This is a genomic window from Mesorhizobium sp. M1406, assembly GCF_040317555.1.
Lineage (GTDB): Bacteria > Pseudomonadota > Alphaproteobacteria > Rhizobiales > Rhizobiaceae > Mesorhizobium.
Genome location: NZ_JAMYKW010000170.1, coordinates 1 through 978 on the forward strand (window position 1 = coordinate 1; position 978 = coordinate 978).

Sequence of the window (978 nt, forward strand, 5' to 3'; positions counted from 1 at the left end):
GGCGGTCGACCTCTCGGACGGCGCGCGTCCATGGGCCGGCCAGGGCGCTGACGACCCCGACCCGCGCGCGCTGGGGCTCACCCCCCGCCATCTCGCCTACATCATCTACACCTCGGGCTCCACCGGGACGCCCAAGGGCGTCATGGTCGAGCATGCGCAGATTGTCCGTTTGTTCGAAGCGACCCAGGATTGGTACGGCTTCACCGAACACGACATATGGTGCCTGTTCCATTCCTTCTCGTTCGACTTCTCAGTGTGGGAGCTGTGGGGTGCACTGCGCTACGGCGGGCGTTTGATACTCGTGCCGGTCGATACTGCACGGTCTGCTCCTGACTTCCATGATCTAATCTGCAAGTCGGGCGTGACGGTTTTGAACCAGACCCCCTCGGCGTTCAAAACGTTCATCGATGCGGAGTGCAAGAGCAGTCTTCGCAGCCGTCTTCGATATGTGTTTTTTGGTGGGGAGGCCCTGGAGCCGCCAATTCTGAAGGCTTGGTATGCAAAGCACCTAGATTCCACCCCACAACTGATCAACATGTACGGCATCACGGAAACGACCGTGCATGCAACCTATCGGCCTCTTGTCGAGCCCGATACTGCCGCGTCGGGAAGCCCGATTGGCCGTCCGATTGCGAACACGCGGATCTATCTTCTGGACGCTCATGGTGCGCCGGTGCCGTTCGGGGCGGTGGGCGAGCTCTATATCGGCGGGGCCGGGGTTGCGCGCGGCTACCTGAACCGGCCGGAGCTGACGGCCGAGCGGTTCATCGCCAGCTCCTTTGTGGAGGGCGACCGGCTGTATCGGAGCGGCGACCTGGCGCGCTATCTGCCGGACGGCAATCTGGAGTTTTTGGGCCGCAACGACGAGCAGGTGAAGATCCGCGGCTTCCGCATCGAGCCGGGCGAGGTCGCGGCGCGGCTTTGCGAGCACGAGCTTGTCGGCGATGCGGTGGTGGTGGCGCGCGCCGATCGCACCGG

At 63.6% G+C, this 978-nt stretch carries 1 protein-coding gene; it reads left to right on the plus strand.

Translation table 11 applies throughout. From position 1 onward, the window contains the following. The coding region (locus NKH03_RS34775) for an amino acid adenylation domain-containing protein (RefSeq protein ID WP_352973353.1) at nucleotides 1–978 on the plus strand (978 nt) is incomplete at both ends.